The following is a 23,727-nucleotide window of genomic DNA, read 5'->3' as shown; positions in this document are numbered from 1 at the left end:
TCATTCTTAATTTTCAATCTTGTATAAGCTTAGTTTGGTGTATCTTCTAAAGTCCAAGTTAACTCAGCTGAATATTTCGCACCTTTTTCTTTCGCCGTCGTACCTGGTACGAATAAGCTCACACTCTGTTTACCTTGTTCTGTTCCTTTACCAAATGCAGTCGTCCAATCACCCATACCTTTATTCTTTGCGGCAGTAGTAATTTCCACCGCATCTCCACCTGGAGCTAGCGTTACTTTATTTTTAAATGTTGTAGGTGCATATTGTGCATCAGTTACAGAATTTACAGCTGGGTTACTTAAGCTTAAAGCTGCATTTGTTAACTCACTATTACCACTTTTAAATTGTGCATTTTGCTTTACTTTCAATTTCCATCCTGCATTTGTACCACGGTTATCTGTTACAGATACGAAGTTAGGTACTTCAACTGTTTTGCTCCCTTGTTTCACTTTATCCAATTTTGCAAAGTACGTTTGATCATTACCAGAGATAACTTGCTCGCCGAAGTGTAAGTTAGAAACGTAGTTAATACTTAATGGACCTTTTGTTCCTTTTTCATGGTCATCAGGGTTCTCTGGTGTAACTTTTTCATTTGGATTTTCTGGATTGTTTGGATCTGTTGTGCTTGTATCTTCAATAAACGTTACATCGGTTTTTGATTTCATATTTGCTTTCTCTTCCGCAAATGCTGAAGTTCCTACTGCTGCAACTGATGTTAATGATACTGCACCGATTAATGCTAATTTTGCTAGTTTCATATGTACCTTCCCCTTTTCTCTGTTTTCATCTATTTTTTATTTTGAATACACTTGCTTTCCCCTAATTCTTTTGAATACATATAGAGATAAAACAATCGAAAACAATCCTATATATTGTTTGAAGTCCCGTGTCTGGCCTCCTGTTTTCGGTAAATATTTATCTCCATTTTTATTTTTATCAACTGTCTCTTTTTTTGTATTTATCTTTGTCGGATCAGTTGATGTATTTGGTGTATAGCTATTCGAAAATGTAATACCCGCTTTTGAATTCGTACTTGTAGCCGTTACTACATTTGCCATAAGAAACGGCACACATATAACTGTGGAAACGATAATACCAACTATTTTTTTCATTACTCTCTCCTTTCTAAAATTTATATATTTCATATATTTTTAGAGAGGAGCATCGGTTAATGTCCATTCTAGCTGTCCAGCATATTTTGTATTTGCTTTGACATTCGGCCCTGGTTTTACTTGTAAATGAATTCCCTCGTTTTCCTTCCAATTTAATGAAACCTCCTCGTCGTTTTTAGAAGTATACGAGAATGCTTCTATACTAGAATTACTTAAAGGTGTATCCTTTCCATTTCGTTTGTAAATCAATGCTCCCGTCAATGTGTCATTTTGCGCTGAAGTTAATGGTGTAATTTCCTTTACATATACACTCCATTTTTGCTTTTTAACACGATTATCGGTTACCTTTAAAGAATTTGAAATCGCCTTCGGTGTGTATGTCGTTGTTTTCGATGGAATTGTTACATCTCCAAAGGTAATTTCTTTTGGTACGTCTACTAACTTTAAAGTCCCATCAACGACAGTAACCGGTACTTGAATCTCCGCTTGTACACCTTGCTTCGTTTCAATTACAACCGTTACAGTATGATTCCCTATTGTTTTTGTATCCGGAATATTGATTAACTTCATTACTGATATTGGTTTATCTACATCCAAATTCGTATCTACAGATAAATCTGTCACAAATTTAGAAATATCCATTTTTGTTAAATCTGTTCCTTGCACTACTTTTTGTGGGACTGGTTTCCCAGTCGGAATACCTTTATACCTTATTTTTGCGATTCCATCTCGATTACTATCTTGCCCATTCTTATCGTCATCTAAATAGTTTTTAGCTGACACCGGTATTTCAAGATAACCATCTTTATAATATTTCATTACATCAGCACCTTTTACAGGAGAACCTGTAATTGTCATCTCGTAAATTTTCCCGTTGAATTCTTCTGTTTTTAGCGCATTTGCTTTCGCAACCGCAGTGACCTTATTGTTTTTCCTGCTAATATCAAAGAAGCTACTTACATCATCTCCACTTTCCACATCTTGAATGGAAACATCATTCACAGTAAAATCCTTATTCACTTCACTTTCTAATACAAAAGATTTCGCATAGTGAATATCTTTCGATTGAGCAGGCATATTTTGATATACCTTATAAGAAAGTTGACGGGAATTATCTTCCACGATATCTCCTATTACACTTGGAGCTGGAATTTCAATTTGTGCAATCGCTAATTGGTCGTATGATACATTAACACCTGAAGCATTTAATCTAACTTCTAGCGGTAATTCTGTTAAATTATCAAATGTAATTGTCATATCTGCTTCTGGAGTAGCTACTGGGCCTGCTGTTCCAGAAAACTCTATTTTATTATTCCCTTTGTCTTGATACCTAATTGAACTCGTATCATACACGTATAAATTCGTTAAATGACTACCATCATTACGTAACGTTACATTTTTATAACTATTTATCCTTTTGAAATTCCACATTGCCGTTAATGGTACTTTTTTACTTGTTCCGTGTTCATAAAATTCAAAGGAAGCATTATAAGTTTGTCCTGACCTTCCGTTCCCATATAATTGTAAAAAGTTTTTTGCATCACCTTTAGTTATTGGTGTTTTAACATCTACAGATGAAGCTGTCATAGAGTGAATATTAATACGGACATCAATCCATTTCCCTTGATATTCACCAGCTTTTTTTACTAATACGTACTGTTCTCTATTTGAATTTCTAAATGTATATTGACTTTGACCAGTTCTGTCATTGCTACTACCCTTTACCTCATATGTTACTTGTGGGCTCCAAACAAATCTAAAAGCATATTTACCCGGGATAGAAGGCCCTTCACCTGTTCTATTATTTATTACCTTTACATTTGGATATCTAAGAATACTTGTAACAGGACTAGCAGCTAGTAGAGATTGGCTCTTTAATACCTTCTCAGCTTGAATAGCAGGTAATTCCTGATTATTTTCGTTTACCTTATTGCTCTCTTTTAATTCATTTTCCTTTGATACGAGTTCTTCATTAACCTTTTCTTTCTCTAAAGTATTCGTTTCTTTTGGAACTTCAGCATTAGTAGGCTTTATTTCTTGTTTTTTATTTTCTTCCGATACTTTTACTTTTTCATTTTTTTCTTTTTTCACAACTTCCTCTGAAGCCTTTAGATTTTCATCAGAAATAGCTACATTTAAAGCCTCTTTTTTCTCTACAACATGTAGAGAAGGAGATTCAATTTTCTTTTCATTCCCTTCAAACTTCACTATCTGTTCAAATTTGTACTCTCCAGCTTTTTTCATTTGAATGACTACATATACGTCACCGATAAAATTACTTTGTTCATTCTTTTCAATTTTTACAATGTGATCTTCTGTTACTGAAATGTTTTGAATCGCTTTATTATTTTCATTCATTTTTTTCGTTTCTTCTTCATTAAAGAGCTGCTCATTAGATAATTTCAGCTCGATATTAGCATCTTGTTTATTTGTATTTGTAATCTTTAATACTACATTTTCATCAACTTTTATTTCTTGTTTATCCATATGAACAATAAAACGTCCTTGCTCGTCATTTGTAACCGCATAAACTTTCGTTGCAGAGTAGTCTAGCACACCAACTTGTGTAAATAATATTCCTCCAGCGAGAAGTATACGCCCAAATTTCCCTATTTGATTTTGCAATGTACTTCCCTCCCTCGCTTTTTATGCACAGAATATTCCGAACATTAAATGTATTAATCGACTAAATTTACAATCATAATGTGTATTCTGAAAAAATAAAAAGCCTGGTTGCCTTTTCGATTTTCATATATCACAACATGTGTGAAAATCCAAACTGCAACCAGACTATCATAGTAATTTTCATTACCTTAGACTCTTAGCTTTGCGACCTATCCTTTCGAACAGTGTGCCTATTTATTTTTTTTGAGACAACAAAAAGTCCAGTTGCCTCTTCGATTTTCATACACACAACTATGTGTGAAAATCCAAACTGCAACCAGACTATCATAGTAATTTTTATTACCTTAGACTCTTAGCTTTGCGACCTATTCTTTCGAACAGTGTGCCCATTTATTTTTTTTTAAGAAAACAAAAAGTCCAGTTGCCTCTTCGATTTTCATACATACAACTATGTGTGAAAATCCAAACTGCAACCAGACTATCATAGTAATTTTCATTACTTTAGACTCTTAGCTTTGCGACCTATCCTTTCGAATAGTGTGCCAAATATAGGAATTTATTTATCGTGTTTTGAATATACCATTAAAACCAAAAAAAGAAAATAGTTTTTTCAGAAAAAAATAATTAATTTTTATAGTCTAAATTCCCCCCGGAAAATCCATAATGAAAACTTTCAAAAAACATTTTGATATTAAAAACACATCATACATTCTTTATAGATAAAGTGAAACTTTAATCAGCCCTCACCAATCGGGCTGCCCGGCAAATAGCGGGATAAAATAAAAAAACATCACTTCCAAATAAGTGATGTTTTTTGTAGTTAATGCAGTGGTAACATAACCTCAACCGTCGTTCCAACCCCAACTTCACTTTCAAAACTCATTTTACCGTTGTGATCTTTAATAATTTTTTCTGTAACTACTAAACCTAGACCAGTTCCTGTTTCTTTCGTTGTATAAAAGGCTTCGTTTAACTTTGGAATTTTATCTTTCGGAATGCCGCATCCCTCATCTTTCACTTGAACGATGATTCCTTCTTTTACAGTAACTTTAATCGTAATTGTTCCGCCAACTGACATTGCTTCAATTGCATTTTTAATTAAATTAAAAAAGACCTGTTTTAATCGTTTTTCATCACATGTAATTGATGGTAAGTCTTTACTGTAAATACCTTGTATGTGGACTCCTTGTTTTAAAGCAGGCTTTTCCATAACTCGAATAACATAAGAGATAATTTCTTGTATGTTATGAGTTTCTGATTCTAGTGATTTAGATTTCTCAAATCCACTAAGTTCTGTAGCAATTATATGAATCCGATCTACTTCTTGTTTCATAATATCACTATAAATTTTATCCTCTGGATGCTTGTCTGCTTGTTTATTCACAAGTTTTTTTAAGTTTGCTAAAGGTCTTCTAATCTTATAACCAATAACCGTTGCCATCTTTCCAACAGCTGCTAGTTTTTCTGTTTGTTTTATTTCTTTGTCCATCATCTCAAGCGTACGAACGTAAGACTGAACCCTCAAAAATATAATCCAACATATAATAGTAAATACACTATATAATGCCATTGGGATTAAAACGAGAGAAGATTGAATAATGATTCCTGTAAAAGCGTACTTCCCGACAAGTATCGCTGGAACTAACCAGAAATATCTTTTATTCACAAAGATTGGTGCAAACAAAATAAAAAATACTTCTACTATATTTCCACCGTCAAATTCCGCATCGCTACCATAATAAATCATAATGTTGTGGATACAATCTAATACATTATAGCCAATTAGAATAATATACTTTACCGCAAAAACATTCTTCCATTTCATAAAGTATATTCCAATGCAAAACAATACTACCATCAAAAAGTAAAGCCATAAACCTAAACCATCTTCAAACTTTCCTACGCCTTCTTGCTCTCCCGCGATCAAAGGTACGATAAATTCATAGGCAAGATCATACACAAAAAATATAATAAAAAATAAACTTAAAAATACTTTCAACGCCTTTATTTCTTCATTTTTAAATATATAGCCTTTATTCATATGGTAACTCCTAGCTTTTCTTCCACTTGAATTTCAGTATTTCCACACTTCCTTGGCAGAATAATGTCTATTCTCGTTCCAATATTTCTTTCACTTGAAATATGTAACTCACCAAGGTGCTCGGCGACAATTCGATTCGCTACTGTAAGACCCAGACCAATTTTATCTTGTTTCGTTGTATAAAAGGCCTCTGTAACACGGGCTAAGTTTTCTTGCTTAATACCATGACCATTATCAATTAAGCTGATCATCACATACTCTTTCCCTTTATTTTCTAACCGTAAATGTAATATGCCACCTTGCTCCATTGCTTCTAAAGCATTTTTTATCGTATATAGAAAGACTCCTCTTATTCTTCGTTCATCACATTCAACTTCTATTGTTTGTTCTCCCACATTAGAAATAAGCTGCACATTTAATTCATTCATTTTTTCGCGAAGAGTTGTTGTTGCTTGTAATACAATTTTTCCCAGATCATGTTTCTTATAAATAGAAGGCTTGCATGTAGCAACTTCCATCAACTCACTTATCATATTATTCATATTTTCTATTTCAAAGATCATACGTTTATAAACAGGATCCTCTTCATGCTTCTCTCTTTGTAATTGCGTAAATCCTTTTAATGAAGCGAGTGGATTTTTAATTTCATGTCCAACCGTCGCTGCCATTTTTCCGATTACTGCTAATTTTTGTGATTCACTAGCAATCGCAATACTTTCCTTTACAGCTGAAAGATATTGTAAAAATCGGTTTAAAATGATATATGCAGCTATTAACATAAGTGTACACATAATAAGGAACATAAATGCTTTTATTTCCTCTAATACAAATAAATAAATTAAATATTTTCCTACAATAGAAGAAAGTAAGATTACATAAAATTTTTTATTTAAAAATATGGGTACAAAGAAAATGAGAATAATTTCTATTATATTTGTCGCATCAAACGCCGCCTTATTATAAAAAATATACGAAAATATATTAGCGATTTCTATCCCTATGTATGCAAATATCCATGCATATTTAACAAGGTTTGCCTTCTCTTTTTTCATTAAATATATATTCACGCACAGTATTGCTACTCCGCAAATAACTTGCCATACTATGTTGTATCCCTTATCCATTATTGATTTATTGTCTAATACAATTGCATAGAAAATTTGATATACAATAACAATAACATATAACACCCATAAAAGGATTTTTGCATTCCTTTCTTCTTCTTTATATGATAGAAAACTTTCTTTCACTTCAACACCCCTTCAAAATAATATCTCGAAGAATACCATTTATTATAATAAATGATTTTCATAGACAAACAAAGATAAATCGCAAATTTGAGGAAAATCATCCCAACGATGCAACATCTTCATGCTATATACAAGCATAAAAACCATAAACAATAATACGTATATTATGGGAGGTGTTTTTATGGACGGCAAAAAAAATAAAAAGATAGAACAACTCCAATCTTTCACGCGTGAAAATGAAGGAAAGGAGATGACAACAAATACAGGTGTTAAAATTTCAAATGATGAAAACTCTTTAACAGCTGGAGATCGTGGCCCTACCCTTCTAGAAGATTTCCTTATGCGAGAAAAACTTTCTCACTTTGACCGTGAACGAATTCCAGAACGAGTCGTTCACGCACGAGGATACGGAGCACATGGCATTTTTGAGTTATATGAATCTTTAGAAGAGCTAACAATGGCCCATTTTCTACAAGACCCTTCAAAAAAAACACCGCTTTTCATTCGTTTCTCTGAAGTAGCTGGATCAAAAGGAGCAAATGAAACGAATCGAGATGTAAGAGGATTCGCCGTTAAATTTTATACAGAAGAAGGAAATTTTGATTTAGTAGGAAACAATATTCCCATTTTCTTTATTCAAGATGGCATTAAATTCCCTGATCTTATTCACGCCCTTAAACCAGAGCCGCATAATGAAATTCCACAGGGACAAACAGCACATGATACTTTTTGGGACTTCATCGCCAATAATCAAGAATCAGCTGCAATGATGATGTGGATTATGTCCGATCGTACAATTCCAAGAAGCTTTCGAATGATGCAAGGATTTGGCGTTCATACATTTCGTTTCGTTAATAAAAATGGAAAGTCACGATTCGTGAAATTCCACTGGAAGCCAAAGCTCGGCGTTCATTCGTTAATTTGGGATGAAGCACAAAAACTAGGTGGTGCTGATCCAGATTACCATCGCCGTGATTTGTGGGAAAATATTAATGCTGGAAACTATCCTGAGTACGAACTTGGCATTCAAATTTTAGAAGAAGAGGACGAATTTAAATACGGCTTCGATATATTAGATGCAACGAAAATTTGGCCTGAAGAAGATTTTCCCGTTAAAATCATTGGGAAAATGACCTTAAATCGCAATGTAGATAATGTATTCGCTGAAACTGAACAAGTGGCACTACACCCTGGAAGTATCATTCGTGGTATTGACTTTACCAATGACCCTCTCTTACAAGGTAGACTCTTTTCTTATACAGACACACAATTAGCACGCGTTGGTACAAATTATCAAGAACTACCGATTAACCGTCCAATATGCCCATTTCATAACAATCAAAGAGATGGTGCATCTAAATATATAATCGACAAAGGAAACGTTGCCTACCATAACAATTCCTTAGCAAATAATTCTCCTTATACTGTACCTGGGACAAAGGGGGGGGGCGTTACATATCCTTCTACTGTATCTGGTCATAAAACAAGGGAAACTGCTGCTAGCTTCAAAGACCACTTCTCTCAAGCTCGTTTATTTTGGAATAGTATGAGTCACGTCGAAAAAATCCATATTATACAAGCTTTCTCCTTTGAATTAGGAAAAGTCAAAAGTAAATCTGTCCGCCAACAAGTCGTTGATATGATTGGACATATTAGTACAGAATTGGCTACTTTAGTTGCAGAAGCTCTCGGAGCAAAAGTCCCAAATGTGCAAGAATCCAACGTTACAAAATCATCTCCAGCACTCAGTATGGCAAATACGACCTTTAGTCCTAATACATTACGAGTAGGTGTCATTGTTGCAAATGGATATGATGGGCCAAGCGCACAATATATAATAAATCAGTTCAAACAAGTAGGTCTTCAACCAGTGATCGTTTCCGAACGATTAGGCATAGTGCAGGGGACGTCAAATGGACATTGGGAAGTAAATGATACTTTCTTAACAGGCTCACCACTCCTTTATGATGGATTACTTCTTATCGGCGGAAAGATGGATGATCATTTTCTTAACAAAGCAAGTTCCTTTGTCGTAGAATCATATAATCACTTTAAGCCGATTGGCTCCTTCCAAAACGGCTCTTCTATTATTCAATCTTTAAATATAGAAGGAAAGCCTGGTGTTTTAATAGAACAAGACCCTACGCGACTAGCAAATGAATTTATTAAAGCTATGACAAAACAACGCTTTTGGGATAGAGCATATTCATAAAATAGGGGGACATTTATGTTTGTTACTGTCGAGAAAGATGTGCATATTTTTGTGCAAGACGTTAATCCTGGTCCAGGTAGTAAGACTGTTTTCTTCGTTCACGGATGGCCTTTAAATCATCAAATGTATCAATATCAACTCAATGTTTTACCAGAGCATGGCTTTCGCTGTATCGCCATGGATATACGAGGGAATGGGCAATCTGATAAGCCATGGACTGGTTACACGTATGATCGATTAGCCGATGATATCGCAATTGTTCTAGAAGCACTCGAAGTAGAGAACGCTACATTAGTCGGTTTCTCAGTTGGTGGTGCTCTTTCTATTCGCTATATGTCTCGCTATAATGGGCGCCGCATTTCTAAGCTCGCATTAATTGACGCTGTCTCCCCCTCTTTCGTTAAAAATCAAGAGTCCCCTTACGGTGTACCGAAAGAACAAGCAGATGCTCTCATTAATCAAATGTATGCTAATTTACCAAAATTTTTAAATGATGTATCTTTATCCTTTTTCAATAGAAACTTAGGAGCTGCAACCCTTGAATGGTTTTCTTATCTCGGTATGCAGTCCGCTTCTTATGCCCTTATCAAAATTTTACAAGCAGCTGCAAATGAAGATGTAACGAAAGATTTAAATAAAATTAACGTCCCAACAAAAATCTTCCACGGCGTTCACGACCAACTAATTCCTTACAAAAGTGCTGAGCTTACGCAACAACGAATTAAAAATTCTCAGTTACATGCTCTTACAAATAGTGGCCATGGTTCACCAATCGATCAAGCGGATGAATTAAATAAAGAACTGATAAAATTTTTACATGCATAACAACTGCAATACAAGATTGAAAGTTAACATAATCGATTTTTTACAAAACATAAAATTCACACATTTCTCACAAATATACAAATAAAACGATTACATTTTCATATATACTAAATGTACAAGTAATACTCCCTAAACCCAGCTTGTCTGGTTACCCCGTTAAATACTATGAAAAAAGAACTTGTATCGTTATACAAGTTCTTTTTGTTTCTTTTATTAAAAGAGGATTTCTTTGCTATATTGATTTCCAACGAGTAAATCATATTGAAGCATTTTATATTGCTCTAACATTTCTTTTTGTTTCTTTGTTAAATCATTGATTACTTCCCCATTTTTATCAACTTTTAATTCATCTCTAAGCACTGGTATTTCCTTGTAAAGTCCCGATAAAAATTGATAAAATGAGGATTTATTTAACCCTGCATAATCAAAAATAAGATTAGAAAAATGAATTGGGCTTACTAAACCTAAATTATCATTTGGCATATCAAAGTTTGCATACATTAATAGCGGCGTTTGCGCCATTGCTAAACGTTCACTCGGTGTTTTTTCATTCGTTATATACCCATTTTCTTTATAAAAAGATTTATTTGTTCCTAATGATGGAAGGTGATCTCCAAAGAATACTAATAATGTAGGTCTATCTAAATTATCTAGTTGCTCTATTAAATATTGAAGAGCCTCATCTGAACGTCTTAACCCTTCTGTATACGTCTCTAATTCTCCCTTTGATTCTTCATTTTCTAGCCCGCTAATTTCTATTAGATTTTCACCAAATCGGCCCTCTGTAAATGGAAAATGATTTTGCATCGTAACTGCATGAATAAATGTAGGTTGTTTTTGTTTCTCTAACTCAGCAATTATCTCTTCACTCATCGCTAAATCACTAATATAATCTCCATCAATATCCACATTTTCCATCGTGTCCTCTGCATTAAACTTATCAAATCCTAACACCTTATATACATCATCACGTTTAAAGAATGTGCGTCCAAATGAATGAATTGCACTTGTGTAATAGCCTTCTTTTTTCAAAGCCGTCGGGATTGATGGAATTTCTTTCTTATTTGTAATAACCTGCTGATATGGTATAGAACCTGGCTTTAACAAACTCATTGAATAACTCGTTAATGCCTCAAATTCAACGTTCGCCGTATTTCCCCCAAATGTAGGAGAAATAGTTTGTCCACCAGGAAAGTTTTCTATATAATGATGTAAATTTGGTACAGGATCTTCACTAAAAGAAAGGTTGGTTACTTTCGTCGGATCCCAAAACGATTCACTCATTACAAAAATAATATTCGGTTTCTCTTTTTTCTTTTCGTTCCCTATATTTCCACTATATTGTTTTTTTATATCGTTTGCTATTTGAAGCATATTTTCTTTAGAATAATTTTTTGGTTTTTCCATAACTGTTGTATCTAAATTGCTAATAAACCCCAGTACAAAACCATTTGAAGCATAGTTCTCATTTTGATTCCACAAAACAAAATCTACACCTGATTTTTTAAATACTTTATTCATAAATGTATTCGCAAAATTACCGTACGCATATAGAACAAAAATAGATCCTACTACTAATAAGGCTCTTATTCCTAGATGAATCTTTACATTTTGAATATACCTTCTCATATATATCCCTGCTACAATACAAGCTACGATACTTACAATAATGATTAAAATATAACTCCAGCTAAAATAGTCCATCACCATCGGTATAACAGATTGCATATGCGTAATTTGTGTGAAATCAGAAGGATATAACGGATCCCCTCTGAAAATAAGCTTCAAATAATTCACAATACCTAAAATGACTAACGTACAGCTAGATAAAACCATACTTAGAAAAACCTTACCTATTAAATTATATACAAGAATATATATTGCATAAATTACTACAAAACTTAATATAAACTGCATATTATAAATGTAAATCCAATTCATTGTCTCTATGAAACTCATATTAACTTGCATTACAATATAAAATAATGCTACTGCATGAGCTAGCAAAAATAATATAAAATGCACTCGCAGGGATACCCTAGGTATAGACATCTCTTTTTTATTGAAATGCGTAATATAAAATGTTATGCCCCATATGAAAATCATCATAACACTTAAAACAAGCTTTTGATTTAAATGATCTTTCATCATGTCTAAATTAAAAACCTTTAAAATCATAAACAGCATAGTTATTACTAATAAAGTCACCATACTACTTATAATGCTAGAAATTAATATACTTCTTTTCGGAAGATGAAAAAGTGTAGAACCATACTTCAATTCATTCCCTCTTTTCTATGTATTAATTTCACCCCGCATCAAAAAAACTATTTTTATTAAAATAACATATATCCTATATTTCGTCTGCAAACTTGCTTCTACTATAAATATATTTCCTTAATACTTCCTTAATCAATAGTTAAATTGTGGCATACAAATTACTCATTCTTGAAAAGCTTAATTTCAGCATTCCACTTTATGATATAATAACTATTTTTTAGAAATCCTTAATGCTATCCAAGATTTCACATGAAAATACGAAAGAATTAATAAAAAGGCGTTGCACGTTTTTAACAACTATTAATATAACGAAAAGAACCTGCCACAAGACAGGTTCTTTTCGTTATTTTATGATAAAAGAGAAAATGATTAGCATGTGTATTATATAAAAGGAAGCAGCCATATTTTCCATACGATACATACGAGTACTATAACTACAAAATCAAAAAAATCTAATCTCGGACCTTTTTTCATATTCATATGTAGCCACATATGAAACCATTTTATTTTCGTATATTTATGAATGTTTTTCTTGGCAAATCGGTAAATAAGCATTTGCATGATAAAAAATCCGGCCACAAAAATAAATAATAAGATGAGAAATCCAATCACAAAATTCCTCCTATTTTTGTAGCGTTTTTTCTACTATCCGATTTTTCAAAACCCACTCTTCAAACTGGGCACTTCCAAATTCCCAACTAAGATCGCGAGCATGTACAGAAAAAACGTAATGACCAGCATATTCGTCCATAAACCTCCCTAACTCTACATCGTCTTTCTGAATACCGTATACTCCAAAATTAAAATACACATCCCATACGTCTTCATTCTTCCTCTTATAAGCAATCGATCCCATGTCACATTCTGTCCCAAAATAATCAAGATGTAAATGTACGCTATCATCGTATTCGTACTCCATTTTATCACCCCTTATATTTGTACTTCTTTACCATCCAAAAAATTCCTGCTATCTACACTCACATATAGGCACTTACCTACATATCATGCTTGTAGAGTGACTTCTAGGAGGTGTTATATAGTGAAAAAATTAATCGCGATTTTTTGCATCATGTTACTAGCTGTTTTTACTTTTGCTGCTTGTAGTAATAAAAAAGAAGGTACGAAAGAACAAACTCAAAACATTCGTGTCGGCGAAGTTACCCATTCTCTCTTCTACGCCCCGTTATATGTCGGGATTGAAAAAGGATTTTTTAAAGATGAAGGACTAGATATTGACCTACAAACAACAGCCGGTGGCGATAAAACGATGACCGCCCTATTATCTGGCGGAATTGATATTGCTCTCGTCGGTTCTGAAACGTCTATTTACGTTCATCAACAAGGAGCGAAAGACCCTATCATTAACTTTGCACAGCTTACACAAACAGATGGGACATTTTTAGTTTCACGTAAAAAACTAGACTCTTTTAATTGGAATGACGTAAAAGGTGTTACATTTTTAGGACAGCGTAAAGGCGGCATGCCGCAAATGGTTGGGGAATACGTTTTAAAGAAAAATGGCATTGATCCTCATAAAGATACAAACTTAATTCAAAATATTGAGTTTGCTAATATTGCAAATGCCTTCGCATCTGGTACTGGAGAGTTTGTGCAGCTCTTTGAACCGACTGCAAGTATACTTGAGAAAGAAGGTAAAGGTTATATCGTCGCTTCATTCGGAAATGAATCTGGTACTGTTCCTTATACAACGTTCATGGCAAAAGAAAGTTTCTTAAAGAAAGATAAAGCTGCTGCTGAAAAGTTCACACGTGCGCTCTATAAAGCACAGCAATGGGTTGATACACATAGCCCAGAAGAGATTGCTGATGCTGTTTCTCCGCTATTTAAAGACACTTCAAAAGACATAACAATACAAGTAATTGAACGGTATAAAAAACAGCATTCTTATGCGACAAATCCACTACTAGATGCGGAAGAATGGAAACAGCTCCAAACTATTATGAAAGACGCTGGCGAATTACAAAAAGAAGTTCCACATGAAGCGCTCGTCAATACAAAAATTGCCGAAAGCGTTATTAAGAAATAGAGGCGAAGTGTATGAGTTTTTTACAAATACGTAACGTTTCTCACTGCTTTTTTGCAAAAGAGAATGCCAAACTTATTCTCGAAGATATGAGCTTACAAGTGGAAGAAGGCGAATTTATTTCTATACTCGGTCCAAGTGGTTGTGGTAAAACAACACTCCTCTCAATCATTGCTGGGCTACTTGATCCAATTGACGGTATCGTCTTTTTAGATGGTGAACCGATTACAACGAAAACTTCATCTATGGGATATATGTTGCAACAAGATTACTTATTCCCTTGGAAAACGATTGAAGAAAATATTATGCTTGGACTTCATATTCGAAAGATTTATGATGAACAGATGAAAGAACATACTTTAAATCTTTTAAAACAAGTCGGTCTACATGGGGTAGAAGGACAATATCCTCGTGAACTATCCGGCGGTATGCGTCAACGTGCCGCTCTCGTTCGAACATTAGCGACTGATCCAAAAATTTTATTACTAGATGAACCATTCTCCGCACTCGATTATCAAACGAAATTAAAACTAGAAGAACTCGTTTTCAACTTGCTAAATAAATATAAGAAAACATCACTACTTGTTACTCACGATATTGAAGAAGCGATCGCGATGAGTGATCGTATTTATTTACTGCAAGCGAATCCTGGAAAAATCGCAAAAACCTTTATCGTCCCGGAAAGTATCCGTTCTTTATCACCGTTAGAAGCACGCCATCACTACGATTTCCCAGCCCTCTTTCAAGATATATGGAAGGAGCTGGAACGACTTGGATAATATAAAACAACTACATGAACAATTTCGAAAGAAAGAACGTAGGCGTGCTTGGATTGCTCGCTCTCTACAACTTTTACTACTTATTCTTTTCTTTGCACTATGGGAAATATCTAGCAAAAGAGAATGGATTGATCCTTTACTCTTTAGCTCTCCTTCAAGTATTTGGGATCTCTTCTTAACAAAATGGATCGACGGTTCACTTTGGGTCCACATATGGACGACATTGCTGGAAACGGGAGTAGGCTTCATTCTCGGAACAGTACTTGGTGCTATTATTGCAACGTTTCTTTGGTGGATGCCACTTCTAGCCCGCGTACTTGATCCTTATCTCGTCGTCCTAAATGCAATGCCAAAAGTTGCACTCGGTCCAATCATCATCGTTATTTTCGGTCCAAACATTTCATCTTCTATCGCAATGGGAGTAATCATTTCCATCATCATTACCATTCTCGTTATTTACAGTGCGTTTCAAGAAGTCGATTCTAACTATATAAAAGTGATGGACACATTTGGCGCAAATAAATGGCAATGTTATAAGCAAGTCGTTCTCCCTGCATCCTTTCCAGCAATTATCTCAACGTTAAAAGTAAACGTTGGTTTATCCTGGGTCGGTGTTATTTTCGGAGAACTTCTCGTTTCCAAACAAGGACTTGGCTACTTAATTAGCTACGGATTCCAAGTCTTTAACTTCACACTCGTCTTACTTAGCGTACTACTCACATGTGTTCTCGCAACTCTCATGTATGTATTTGTCGAGGCATTTGAAAAAATTCTAATTGGAAAAAGAAAAAGAAGCTGACTCAAAACAGTGCGCTATAGTCAGCTTCTTTCTTTTACCTTTTATCACACATTTTCGTTTCATTTGTAATGTTTCCATCCGCAACCGTAACTGTATGGAAACATTCTTTCACACGTACTGTAACGACATTATCTTTTCGATCTATCACATGATAATCATTAAACTTTTCATTCAAAGCACTACGAATTTGCTCCCCTTCAAAAATCGGAAAACCGTGAGACATTACCCAAATGAGACCAGCAACAGCAAGAATCGTTTTCATACGTTTCATTACCTCCTCGAGAGTAAACTTATAGTCCCTACAACACGCGCATTATAATTGTGTCTAAATTGTGACATTTTTATACTAATTCTATTTTATACCGCCAGTTCCTTCTTCTTTTCGATAAAAATACAGAATTTTCAATTTTATCAACATGAAAAAACGTAAAGAATTAAAAATTCTTCACGCTTTACTTTAACGAAACTATATCGAACGCATAACTCACATTAGTCTCCACCTTGTTGTTCTATCGTTTTCGAAACATCATATAATCCTGACAGCACTTCCGCTCTCATTTTTACAAGCTCAGGGAACTGATGGAAGAAAGCAATTTTCTTATATTTTAACTCTGTTCCTTCTTTCACTTTTTTTGAATCTTGTAAAATGAACGCTGTAAATGTATCTGCGATATCTTCCGTTACATTTGTTGTTCCATACAGCGATACAAACTCATCATGCTTTTCTTTATAAAATTTAATTTGTGCCTCTTCACTTTCTTCTACTTTCTTTTCTGTCCACTCTTGTTCAATTGGTTTCCAAAATTCATTATAAAATTGGTTAATATACGAAGTTTTTCTCGCACATCCATTTTTCAAGAACACCGTTTTACATTTATTTCGATATGATGAAATGTCTTTCTCTTCATCAAACGCCTCTAAATATTTCCTATCCACTGGTACTTGTTTATGCCCAATCGTTAATACGTGAGCCGTTTCATGAATTAATGTTTTCATCACTTCATCTATATTCACCCCAGAATCGAGCACGTCTAAACTAAGCAACCAATCTCTCGGGTCATCCATACTTGGCATGACATGAGCAACAACGCCATCATAACCATCCGTTATTAGATCAAACCCTGTTATATTCTCACGATATTTCACTGGAATGAGAGTGCGATACATGTCCCATAAAGTTTCATGATACTCTCTATCTTGCCGCTGGCTTAACAAATCATCTTTTGCTACTTCGTCATCTGCAAAAGCTTTATTCAATCTCTTACGATCCAATTTCTCAAAATAAGGATCTACAATTTCATCATCATCGATATAATAAGAAGCTAAAAAGAAATAATTGTCATCCTCTTCTTTTTTCTGTTCCGCCTCTTTCATATTCATACTTTCATACTCTTCTATTTCATAATCCTCTACTTTTTCAAGTTCTGAAAGTCCCTCTATCTTTTTATATACTTTTTGTAATGTTTTATCTCCTATTTGCGTGCACTCTTCTTCTGTTTTACAAATTTCTTTTTCTTTCGTAACCTCAATAGCACTATCGCATCCTGCAACTAAACTGCTTGCTATCATACAACACATTAACTTGCCATACAGTTTCTTCATACAATCCCCCATTATTCCATTCTACAAAATATCATAATCATTTTTTTGTGAATATGCGATAATTAATTATAAAAACTGCAAGGAGGTTTCCCATGATTCGTGCAATCTTATTCGACTTAGATGGCACACTATTAGATCGGCGCCAATCTTTAGAACAATTTATTTGTGACCAATATAATCGCTTCGCCTCACATTTGATGGGCATAGAAAAATCCGAGTATTGTTCTCGATTTCTTGAACTTGATAATAATGGCTATACGTGGAAGGATAAAGTGTATGCTACTCTCCTTTCCGAATACAACATTACTACTTTAACGCAAGAGCAACTGCTACACGACTATATTACAAACTTCCAACATCATTGTATTTCTTTCAAAAACACGCATGAACTACTTCAACAGTTAAAACAGCGAAACATTAAAATTGGTATTATCACAAATGGTTTTACTGAATTTCAGATGAGCAACCTTCGAGCACTACATATACATACGTATACAAACACCATTCTCGTTTCAGAAACTGAAGGAATTAAAAAACCTCACCCTGAAATTTTCGAACGTGCTTTGCAAAGACTAGATGTTAAGGCAGAAGAATGTCTTTATGTTGGAGATCATCCAGAAAACGATGTGCTTGGTTCTGAACAAGTAGGGATTCTTGGTGTTTGGAAAAAAGATTCATTTTGGGGTGATTTTAAGCATTCACGTATCGTAGATGATTTATTAGAGGTTCTTTCATTTTTAGAGGTAGAGATAAAAATACAATAATAGCAAATAAATTATATCAGCGATTTACCAACAAAAAGTGACCATAATAAGAGGAGGCCATTGCTCAAAAACGCCTCCTCTTTCTTTATTCATATACTGTAAACTGTGGTTTACTCGGATGATCTTTTACTAGCGCATCATCTGGAAACTTTGAAACTTTTTGATATAAGGCAATGTCACCGATACAACCTGCTGTTAGTAGAATTCCTAAAAATGAGAGTGGCTCCAGATTCATAGCTAATCCCAATACAATTGGCAAAATTCCAGTTGGTAAAAACGGAAGCATTAACACTTTCTTCATTTGCTTTACTGTAACCGCCTGTTTAGAATGAGCATATGCAACACCTAATTTCCAATTAACGCCCCATTTTAGTTCACTCCACGGAATACCTCCGATATAGCGAAATCCTATTAAATGTATCGCTTCATGAATACAGACGAGAACAATCATTGCAATAATAAACAGAAACATCGTTAATAATGTAACTTCAACTTGAACCCCACCTGAAAGAAATATATGCAAATAACCTATTCCAAACGACAAAGCAATTATTATAAAAAATAAAGAAAAGTTTAATTTAACCATCGAAACAGTAACAGTCGTTTCTTTTCTTTTATCCATCTTCCCCCTCCTAAAATGTAAGTATATCTTCGCAAAATTGTATAATATACCCAAAAATAACATAAAGATATATTTACATTTATTATTACATACAAAAAAAGAAACCGGCTACTTTACTTCGTAAAACAGCCGATTTCTTCTATATGTTTCATCGTACGCGCTAATACGTCATCGCGCATTATAAAGCTAAATTTTCTGTTCGTTTTAATGTTGTCAGGAATGTCTTTTAATAAAACAGACCCTTTCGTTTCTTCGTAATGCGTATGTTCTTCTACCGCACTAATTGTTGCAAAATAAATGTTTTTAATGATTATTTTGTCTTTTCCAGATACTTTATATTGTCCTAAGTAAGTTAAATCAGAAACTATGCCGCCAGTTTCTTCATGAACCTCTCGAACTGCCGCTTCTTCCGGTGTTTCCCCTAGTTCTACTTTACCACCTGGAAATTCAAGACCACGACGTAAATGATGTGTTAATAACCATTGATCCCCGTACCGGCATACAACCCAAACATGCTTTGGCTCAGGAGAAAATGGATAACGTTCAAACGATAATTGTACAGTGTTGTGGTAATAATCTTTAAATTTGTACATGCCATTACTCCCCTATTGATGGTTACAAGTTTTTCCTACCACAAATTGTAGCATATTCTCGCTTTTCTGCATAATATTATCCAATTACAATCCATTGATTATTCCCATTTGCGCGACTAATTCTTTCGTCTCATGATTTCCTAAATCGTAAATCATTTTATATGCTTTTTGTAGTTGTTCATCATATCGGTCATTATTTGAATCGTGATGATACTCAACAAATGGAACGTGGGAGCGTACAAATGAACCTAAATCTTCTACATATGCTTGATCGAAGTGCTCTCTTAATTCCGTAATTTCCTCATCATTTGCATAAATTTCAAAATTATACGTATCCGCCGTCTTCACTTGTGAAATTTGACCATTTCCTATTGATATATAATATGTTTTTTTCGTTTCCATGTAACACCCTTCTTTCATCCTTTTATTTTCTATTGTTTTCATCAATTACAAAATTATGTAAAATAAATAAAAGGAGGGGTTTTATGTTCAAAATATTAATTATCGGTATTATCATCGTCCTAATCATCCTCGTACTCTCCATCATGACAATTAATAAAGGCTATGCTTATAAACATTACGTCGATAAACTAGAAGATAATCCTTATACAAAAAAGAATAAGGAGAATTCCTAATATGCTTCGTATACTCCGCATCACAATCGCACTCACTGTGTTCGTTATGTCGGCAATTGGATTATATACAGGTCAAAATAATTTTCTACCTCTTTCACAATTTCTATTAGGGGCTTTAATGTTTCTCATCGCATTTGAACAAATAAAGAAAAAGGAGGCAGCAACTGGGCTTATTTGTATTATTTCCGGTGCTTTCATTTGGATTGTTCTCATCATTAGCTATATAAAATAAAAGGAGGTACATGCATGCTAAAAGGAGTACGGATTACTTTATCACTTATTGCTTTATGTATAGCAATCTATAGTTTCTTTACTAGTAATAGAGAAATTATGCCTTATATGTTCATCTTTTTAGGGATGATGGCTTTCGTTATTAGTATAGAGGAAATCTTAAAGCAGCAAAAAGGTGGTAGTATACTTGCTCTGTTAGCAGGAGCTGGTGCTTTATTTCTTGGCTTCTCAGAAATATTTCGATAAATAGTCCCTTTAAAGGAGGTATACAATGCTAACTGGATTACGCTATTTTTTCATGCTTCTCACACTCTCTCTTTGCACTTATTCTCTTGCTACCGACAACTTCACACTTCTCCCATACATGCAATTTGCTCTCAGTTGTTTCTTTATTCTTCTAGGAATTAATGAACTGAAATCCGGAAGAAAATCAATGGGTATCTCGCATTTTTTCGTTTCTAGTCTTATGCTCTTCATTGTAATATCGAACTACTTTCACTAAAGATAACATGTAATTTCCAATCACCTACTGACCATTACCTCTCACTAATTTGGATTTTTTAAACAGTTAATAAATTGGAGGATACTATGCTAACAAACCTTCGAATCTTACTATCTGCTATTGCTTTTATTCTTGCTTTTTTTAGTCTTTTTACACGAATTTCTATTCTTTTCTCTTATGTATTTATCCTTTTAAGCATCACATTTATTCTTTCGGGAGTTGCTGAAATACAACAAAAGCAAAAATCGAAAGCTATCTTTTGTTTTATAGTTGGGATAATCACTTTCTTCGTTGGGATTTCTGACATACTTCCATAAAAAAGAAGAGCTTGTGTGCTCTTCTTTAACTCACTACTTTCAATCCAATAATCGTCCCCATAATCCCAACAATACAAATAATTCGAAAAGCGTTTTTAGGTTCTTGAAAAAATAAAATACCGACAACTGCTGCCCCGAGCGTTCCGATTCCAGTCCAAACTGCATATGCGATCGATAACTGAATTTCTTGAAGCGCCATCGTTAAAAATTGAAAACTAATAATAAAACCACCTATTAAAATAATATTATTCGTCCAACTATTATTTTTTGCTACTTTCTTTATCCCAATTACACCGACAATTTCAAAGAGCCCAGCTATAATTAAATAGATCCATGCCACTTTATTTCACCTCTTCCTTATTCCCACTAAATTTCAATCCGATAATAAATAGTGCCAATAAGCAAACGAGGAAAATTTTGATGAGCGAAAATGGTTCTTTGAAATATAAAATATCTACCAATATCGTTCCAACTGTACCAATTCCAGTAAATACTGCATATGCCGTACCAATTGGAATTTTTTTAGTTGCTTCAATTAGTAGTTGAAAGCTCACTAAAATTGCAATGAGTGTCAAAATACTCATTGAATTTGTTTTTAATCCTGTCGCCCAATATATTTCAATTAAGCCCCCAAATACTAAATACATCCACGCCCTATTTATGCTAATCTCCTTTTTCTTTTTCACTTCTTCTTTTATCTCTTCTCTTGTTTCTTGTTTCGAAGAATTACGCTTCTTTTTCGGAAAAAGAATGTAAGACATCGCCCATATAAAATGAATAATAAGCACTGATGTCCAGACACTTGTAATCGTATTAATCGTTTCATTTTTATAAAATCCAATTTGTTTATTTAAAATCCACTCTTTCATATGAAGGAAATAGGAACCGCTTGGCAACTCTTGAGCTGGTACAAGCCCTACTATAAAAATAAATAGAATCTGTGCAAAAATGAAAATCCCCAGATGCTTATAAAAATATTGCCTCTCCATCCGCGCATGCTTAATTCCATATAGCTTCTCTTTTCCCGCGCCAGTCATTTACCCTCCTCCTTTTTTAAATAACAATCTATCATCTTTTCTATATAATTCATCGTTTCTAAATCAAGTCCGTATACTCTTGCAATCTCTCCCTCTTCAGGTTTAATTAAATCCCAATACTTATTTATTAATTGTTCATCTTCATGAAATACGTGCATTGAAAAAGCCACTACCCTTTCCGCTAACATTTGAATTTCCGGTGAATCTACTGGTTCATTTATACGCTGACGAATTTCTCTTAATACTTGTAACCATTCTTTTGTTCTTTCATCGTTTTCTTCAAGTGTTGGTAAATCCTCTATAACCTTCTGTTCTTCCTCCGTAAAATATTTTTGTCGGAAATTTTCTCTCTGCTCAATTCCCTGTACTGATTTTATGAATAACATTAAATCTTCTGTTTTAAGCTCTCCTGTTAATTCAATGGAATGAAATGCTGTATATAATAGTTTTTCTAAGTCCTTTAATCTTTTTACTTCCGCTTGTATTGTTTGAATTTCATTTTGAATTGCACTTTTCCATCTTTCTTCTGAATTCCCCTTTTCCTCTTTTAACACTTTTTTTATTTCCGAAAGCTTAAAACCAAGCTTTTTAAACGTTGTTATTTGTTGCAATGTAATTACATCATCTTTTGAATAGTAACGATATCCTGACTCAGCAACGTACGACGGTTTTAATAATCCAATTTCCTCATAATATCTAAGTGTTCTCGTCGTTACATTCGTTTCTTTTGAAATTTCACCAATGCTATACTTATCCATCGTTTCCTCCTCACGCCTTATTTATCTTCACTATAAACTTTGACGTATACGTTAAAGTCAATACTCCATTCACACAAAAAACTCCTGTTTTACAAATAAAAAAACTGCCCTTTAACAGGCAGTTTTTCTTTATCCAAACACTTTCTCAAGTTCATCTTTATCTTGGCTTAGCCAGAAGTTCATTAAGCGTTGTGCTCCTTCTAAGTCATGAAGCTTCGCTTGACCACATTGCGTTTCATTTGCAGCCGGAATTTCTGTAATTTGAACCGCATCTTTTAATGTTAGTTCTAATAAATCAATGATTTCTCGAACTGTCGGTGTTCCGCTCACTACAAGATAATATCCTGTTTGGCAGCCCATCGGTGAAATATCGATAATATCAAAATGCGGATAACGATCAATATATTTACGTAAATTAAATGCTAATAAATGCTCTAACGTATGAATAACATCTGGTTTCATTGCTTGTTTATTCGGTTGGCAGAAACGAATATCAAATTTATTTACAATACCGTCACTACCTACATTGTGAACTCCGCAATGTCTTACATAAGGTGCCTTTACAATCGTATGATCTAATTCAAAGCTTTCTACTGATGGCATACAACATCTCTCCCGCTTTTAATTTAATTCCATTATATCCAATATGATATAACGGAAATGCACATTAGTAAAGTATTATGTACAGTCGTGCTATAA

At 34.0% G+C, this 23,727-nt stretch carries 27 protein-coding genes and 3 riboswitches; of the genes, 10 read left to right on the top strand and 17 right to left on the bottom strand.

The features are described 5' to 3' along the window. Nucleotides 1-29: 29 nt before the first annotated feature. From CN409_RS26475 to CN409_RS26455, 5 genes are all read right to left on the bottom strand, one after another. Nucleotides 30-758 (bottom strand): WxL domain-containing protein, encoded by a 729-nt coding sequence (locus tag CN409_RS26475; RefSeq protein ID WP_000761529.1) that lies wholly within the window; start codon nt 756-758, stop codon nt 30-32. Between the two features lie 36 nt (nt 759-794). Next, nucleotides 795-1,112 carry an EF2685/EF0750 family sortase-dependent surface protein gene (locus CN409_RS26470; protein WP_000724871.1) on the bottom strand — a complete coding sequence of 106 codons (318 nt, stop codon included), beginning with the start codon at nt 1,110-1,112 and terminating at the stop codon, nt 795-797. A gap of 39 nt (nt 1,113-1,151) precedes the next feature. Beyond that, nucleotides 1,152-3,737, bottom strand: coding sequence for a WxL domain-containing protein (locus CN409_RS26465; protein ID WP_097981124.1), 2,586 nt, complete (start codon nt 3,735-3,737; stop codon nt 1,152-1,154). Nucleotides 3,738-3,889: 152 nt separating this feature from the next. Then, a riboswitch (cyclic di-GMP riboswitch) is annotated at nt 3,890-3,978 on the bottom strand. Between the two features lie 67 nt (nt 3,979-4,045). After that, nucleotides 4,046-4,134: riboswitch (cyclic di-GMP riboswitch) on the bottom strand. A 68-nt stretch (nt 4,135-4,202) separates the two neighbouring features. Continuing rightward, nucleotides 4,203-4,291: riboswitch (cyclic di-GMP riboswitch) on the bottom strand. A 266-nt stretch (nt 4,292-4,557) separates the two neighbouring features. Continuing rightward, complete coding sequence (locus tag CN409_RS26460; RefSeq protein ID WP_001032631.1) at nt 4,558-5,778, bottom strand: ATP-binding protein; 1,221 nt, start codon at nt 5,776-5,778, stop codon at nt 4,558-4,560. Continuing rightward, nucleotides 5,775-7,028 (bottom strand): ATP-binding protein, encoded by a 1,254-nt coding sequence (locus CN409_RS26455; protein ID WP_097981123.1) that lies wholly within the window; start codon nt 7,026-7,028, stop codon nt 5,775-5,777. The genes CN409_RS26460 and CN409_RS26455 overlap by 4 nt, the downstream gene beginning before the upstream one ends. A 181-nt stretch (nt 7,029-7,209) precedes the next feature. Here CN409_RS26455 and CN409_RS26450 point away from each other — a divergent pair, with 181 nt between their 5' ends. Both CN409_RS26450 and CN409_RS26445 read left to right on the top strand, forming a co-directional pair. Continuing rightward, nucleotides 7,210-9,240, top strand: a complete 2,031-nt coding sequence (locus CN409_RS26450; RefSeq protein WP_097981121.1) for a catalase — start codon at nt 7,210-7,212, stop codon at nt 9,238-9,240. A 15-nt stretch (nt 9,241-9,255) separates the two neighbouring features. Beyond that, on the top strand, nt 9,256-10,065 hold the full coding sequence (locus CN409_RS26445) for an alpha/beta fold hydrolase (protein WP_000498274.1): 810 nt from the start codon (nt 9,256-9,258) through the stop codon (nt 10,063-10,065). A gap of 213 nt (nt 10,066-10,278) precedes the next feature. Here the strand turns inward: CN409_RS26445 and CN409_RS26440 are convergent, their stop codons facing one another. The 3 genes from CN409_RS26440 to CN409_RS26430 form a co-directional block, all read right to left on the bottom strand. Then, on the bottom strand, nt 10,279-12,345 hold the full coding sequence (locus CN409_RS26440; protein WP_000873641.1) for an LTA synthase family protein: 2,067 nt from the start codon (nt 12,343-12,345) through the stop codon (nt 10,279-10,281). A gap of 381 nt (nt 12,346-12,726) precedes the next feature. Next, nucleotides 12,727-12,957, bottom strand: coding sequence for a hypothetical protein (locus CN409_RS26435; protein ID WP_000578981.1), 231 nt, complete (start codon nt 12,955-12,957; stop codon nt 12,727-12,729). A gap of 10 nt (nt 12,958-12,967) precedes the next feature. After that, on the bottom strand, nt 12,968-13,264 hold the full coding sequence (locus CN409_RS26430) for a DUF3986 family protein (protein ID WP_000455582.1): 297 nt from the start codon (nt 13,262-13,264) through the stop codon (nt 12,968-12,970). Nucleotides 13,265-13,384: 120 nt separating this feature from the next. On the opposite strand from CN409_RS26430, the gene CN409_RS26425 reads away from it, so the two are divergent. From CN409_RS26425 to CN409_RS26415, 3 genes are read left to right on the top strand one after another with little or no spacing between them, the layout of a single operon-like run. Further along, nucleotides 13,385-14,392, top strand: coding sequence for an ABC transporter substrate-binding protein (locus tag CN409_RS26425; protein WP_000733138.1), 1,008 nt, complete (start codon nt 13,385-13,387; stop codon nt 14,390-14,392). An 11-nt stretch (nt 14,393-14,403) separates the two neighbouring features. Continuing rightward, a complete protein-coding gene (locus CN409_RS26420; RefSeq protein ID WP_000009025.1) occupies nt 14,404-15,168 on the top strand; it encodes an ABC transporter ATP-binding protein in 765 nt (254 codons plus the stop codon). Beyond that, nucleotides 15,161-15,967 carry an ABC transporter permease gene (locus tag CN409_RS26415; RefSeq protein WP_000368777.1) on the top strand — a complete coding sequence of 269 codons (807 nt, stop codon included), beginning with the start codon at nt 15,161-15,163 and terminating at the stop codon, nt 15,965-15,967. Before CN409_RS26420 ends, CN409_RS26415 begins: the two co-directional genes overlap by 8 nt. 34 nt (nt 15,968-16,001) lie before the next feature. On the opposite strand, the gene CN409_RS26410 is transcribed toward CN409_RS26415, so the two are convergent. Further along, nucleotides 16,002-16,229, bottom strand: a complete 228-nt coding sequence (locus CN409_RS26410; protein ID WP_000849113.1) for a hypothetical protein — start codon at nt 16,227-16,229, stop codon at nt 16,002-16,004. A gap of 227 nt (nt 16,230-16,456) precedes the next feature. After that, the gene (locus CN409_RS26405; RefSeq protein ID WP_141527746.1) at nt 16,457-17,569 is read right to left on the bottom strand and encodes a recombinase family protein; all 1,113 of its coding nucleotides are present in this window, start codon (nt 17,567-17,569) and stop codon (nt 16,457-16,459) included. Nucleotides 17,570-17,661: 92 nt separating this feature from the next. Between CN409_RS26405 and CN409_RS26400 the strand changes: the two genes are divergently transcribed. Then, complete coding sequence (locus CN409_RS26400; RefSeq protein WP_000617246.1) at nt 17,662-18,333, top strand: HAD family hydrolase; 672 nt, start codon at nt 17,662-17,664, stop codon at nt 18,331-18,333. Between the two features lie 85 nt (nt 18,334-18,418). On the opposite strand, the gene CN409_RS26395 is transcribed toward CN409_RS26400, so the two are convergent. The 3 genes from CN409_RS26395 to CN409_RS26385 all read right to left on the bottom strand — a co-directional run bounded on the left by CN409_RS26395 (nt 18,419) and on the right by CN409_RS26385 (nt 19,950). Continuing rightward, a complete protein-coding gene (locus tag CN409_RS26395) occupies nt 18,419-18,955 on the bottom strand; it encodes a DUF3267 domain-containing protein (protein WP_000361285.1) in 537 nt (178 codons plus the stop codon). Between the two features lie 113 nt (nt 18,956-19,068). Continuing rightward, nucleotides 19,069-19,548, bottom strand: a complete 480-nt coding sequence (gene mutTA / locus CN409_RS26390; RefSeq protein WP_000276385.1) for an antimutator 8-oxo-(dGTP/GTP)ase — start codon at nt 19,546-19,548, stop codon at nt 19,069-19,071. A gap of 84 nt (nt 19,549-19,632) precedes the next feature. After that, nucleotides 19,633-19,950, bottom strand: coding sequence for a hypothetical protein (locus CN409_RS26385; RefSeq protein ID WP_000448411.1), 318 nt, complete (start codon nt 19,948-19,950; stop codon nt 19,633-19,635). Nucleotides 19,951-20,033: 83 nt separating this feature from the next. On the opposite strand from CN409_RS26385, the gene ytzI reads away from it, so the two are divergent. The 4 genes from ytzI (at nt 20,034) to CN409_RS26360 (ending at nt 21,233) form a co-directional block, all read left to right on the top strand. Beyond that, nucleotides 20,034-20,183 carry a YtzI protein gene (ytzI, locus tag CN409_RS26380; RefSeq protein ID WP_000472793.1) on the top strand — a complete coding sequence of 50 codons (150 nt, stop codon included), beginning with the start codon at nt 20,034-20,036 and terminating at the stop codon, nt 20,181-20,183. 1 nt (nt 20,184) lies between these two features. Beyond that, on the top strand, nt 20,185-20,415 hold the full coding sequence (locus CN409_RS26375; RefSeq protein WP_000944462.1) for a DUF3953 domain-containing protein: 231 nt from the start codon (nt 20,185-20,187) through the stop codon (nt 20,413-20,415). Nucleotides 20,416-20,429: 14 nt separating this feature from the next. Continuing rightward, nucleotides 20,430-20,660 carry a DUF3953 domain-containing protein gene (locus CN409_RS26370; protein ID WP_000912056.1) on the top strand — a complete coding sequence of 77 codons (231 nt, stop codon included), beginning with the start codon at nt 20,430-20,432 and terminating at the stop codon, nt 20,658-20,660. A 342-nt stretch (nt 20,661-21,002) separates the two neighbouring features. Further along, on the top strand, nt 21,003-21,233 hold the full coding sequence (locus CN409_RS26360) for a DUF3953 domain-containing protein (protein WP_000957185.1): 231 nt from the start codon (nt 21,003-21,005) through the stop codon (nt 21,231-21,233). Nucleotides 21,234-21,258: 25 nt separating this feature from the next. Here CN409_RS26360 and CN409_RS26355 read toward each other — a convergent pair whose 3' ends face one another. From CN409_RS26355 to luxS, 4 genes are all read right to left on the bottom strand, one after another. Next, nucleotides 21,259-21,573, bottom strand: coding sequence for a DMT family transporter (locus CN409_RS26355; RefSeq protein ID WP_000312334.1), 315 nt, complete (start codon nt 21,571-21,573; stop codon nt 21,259-21,261). Between the two features lies 1 nt (nt 21,574). Further along, nucleotides 21,575-22,270: a DMT family transporter gene (locus CN409_RS26350; protein ID WP_000145220.1), complete on the bottom strand. Its 696-nt coding sequence runs from the start codon at nt 22,268-22,270 to the stop codon at nt 21,575-21,577. Continuing rightward, a complete protein-coding gene (locus CN409_RS26345) occupies nt 22,267-23,028 on the bottom strand; it encodes a MerR family transcriptional regulator (RefSeq protein WP_000362242.1) in 762 nt (253 codons plus the stop codon). Before CN409_RS26345 ends, CN409_RS26350 begins: the two co-directional genes overlap by 4 nt. Before the next feature lie 129 nt (nt 23,029-23,157). Further along, a complete protein-coding gene (gene luxS, locus CN409_RS26340; RefSeq protein ID WP_001141371.1) occupies nt 23,158-23,631 on the bottom strand; it encodes an S-ribosylhomocysteine lyase LuxS in 474 nt (157 codons plus the stop codon). Nucleotides 23,632-23,727 lie beyond the last annotated feature (96 nt).

The organism is Bacillus sp. AFS012607, from assembly GCF_002558005.1.
GTDB lineage: Bacteria > Bacillota > Bacilli > Bacillales > Bacillaceae_G > Bacillus_A > Bacillus_A thuringiensis_S.
The sequence above is the reverse complement of the archived record's forward strand: the minus strand, read 5'-3'. Positions and strand labels throughout refer to the sequence as shown.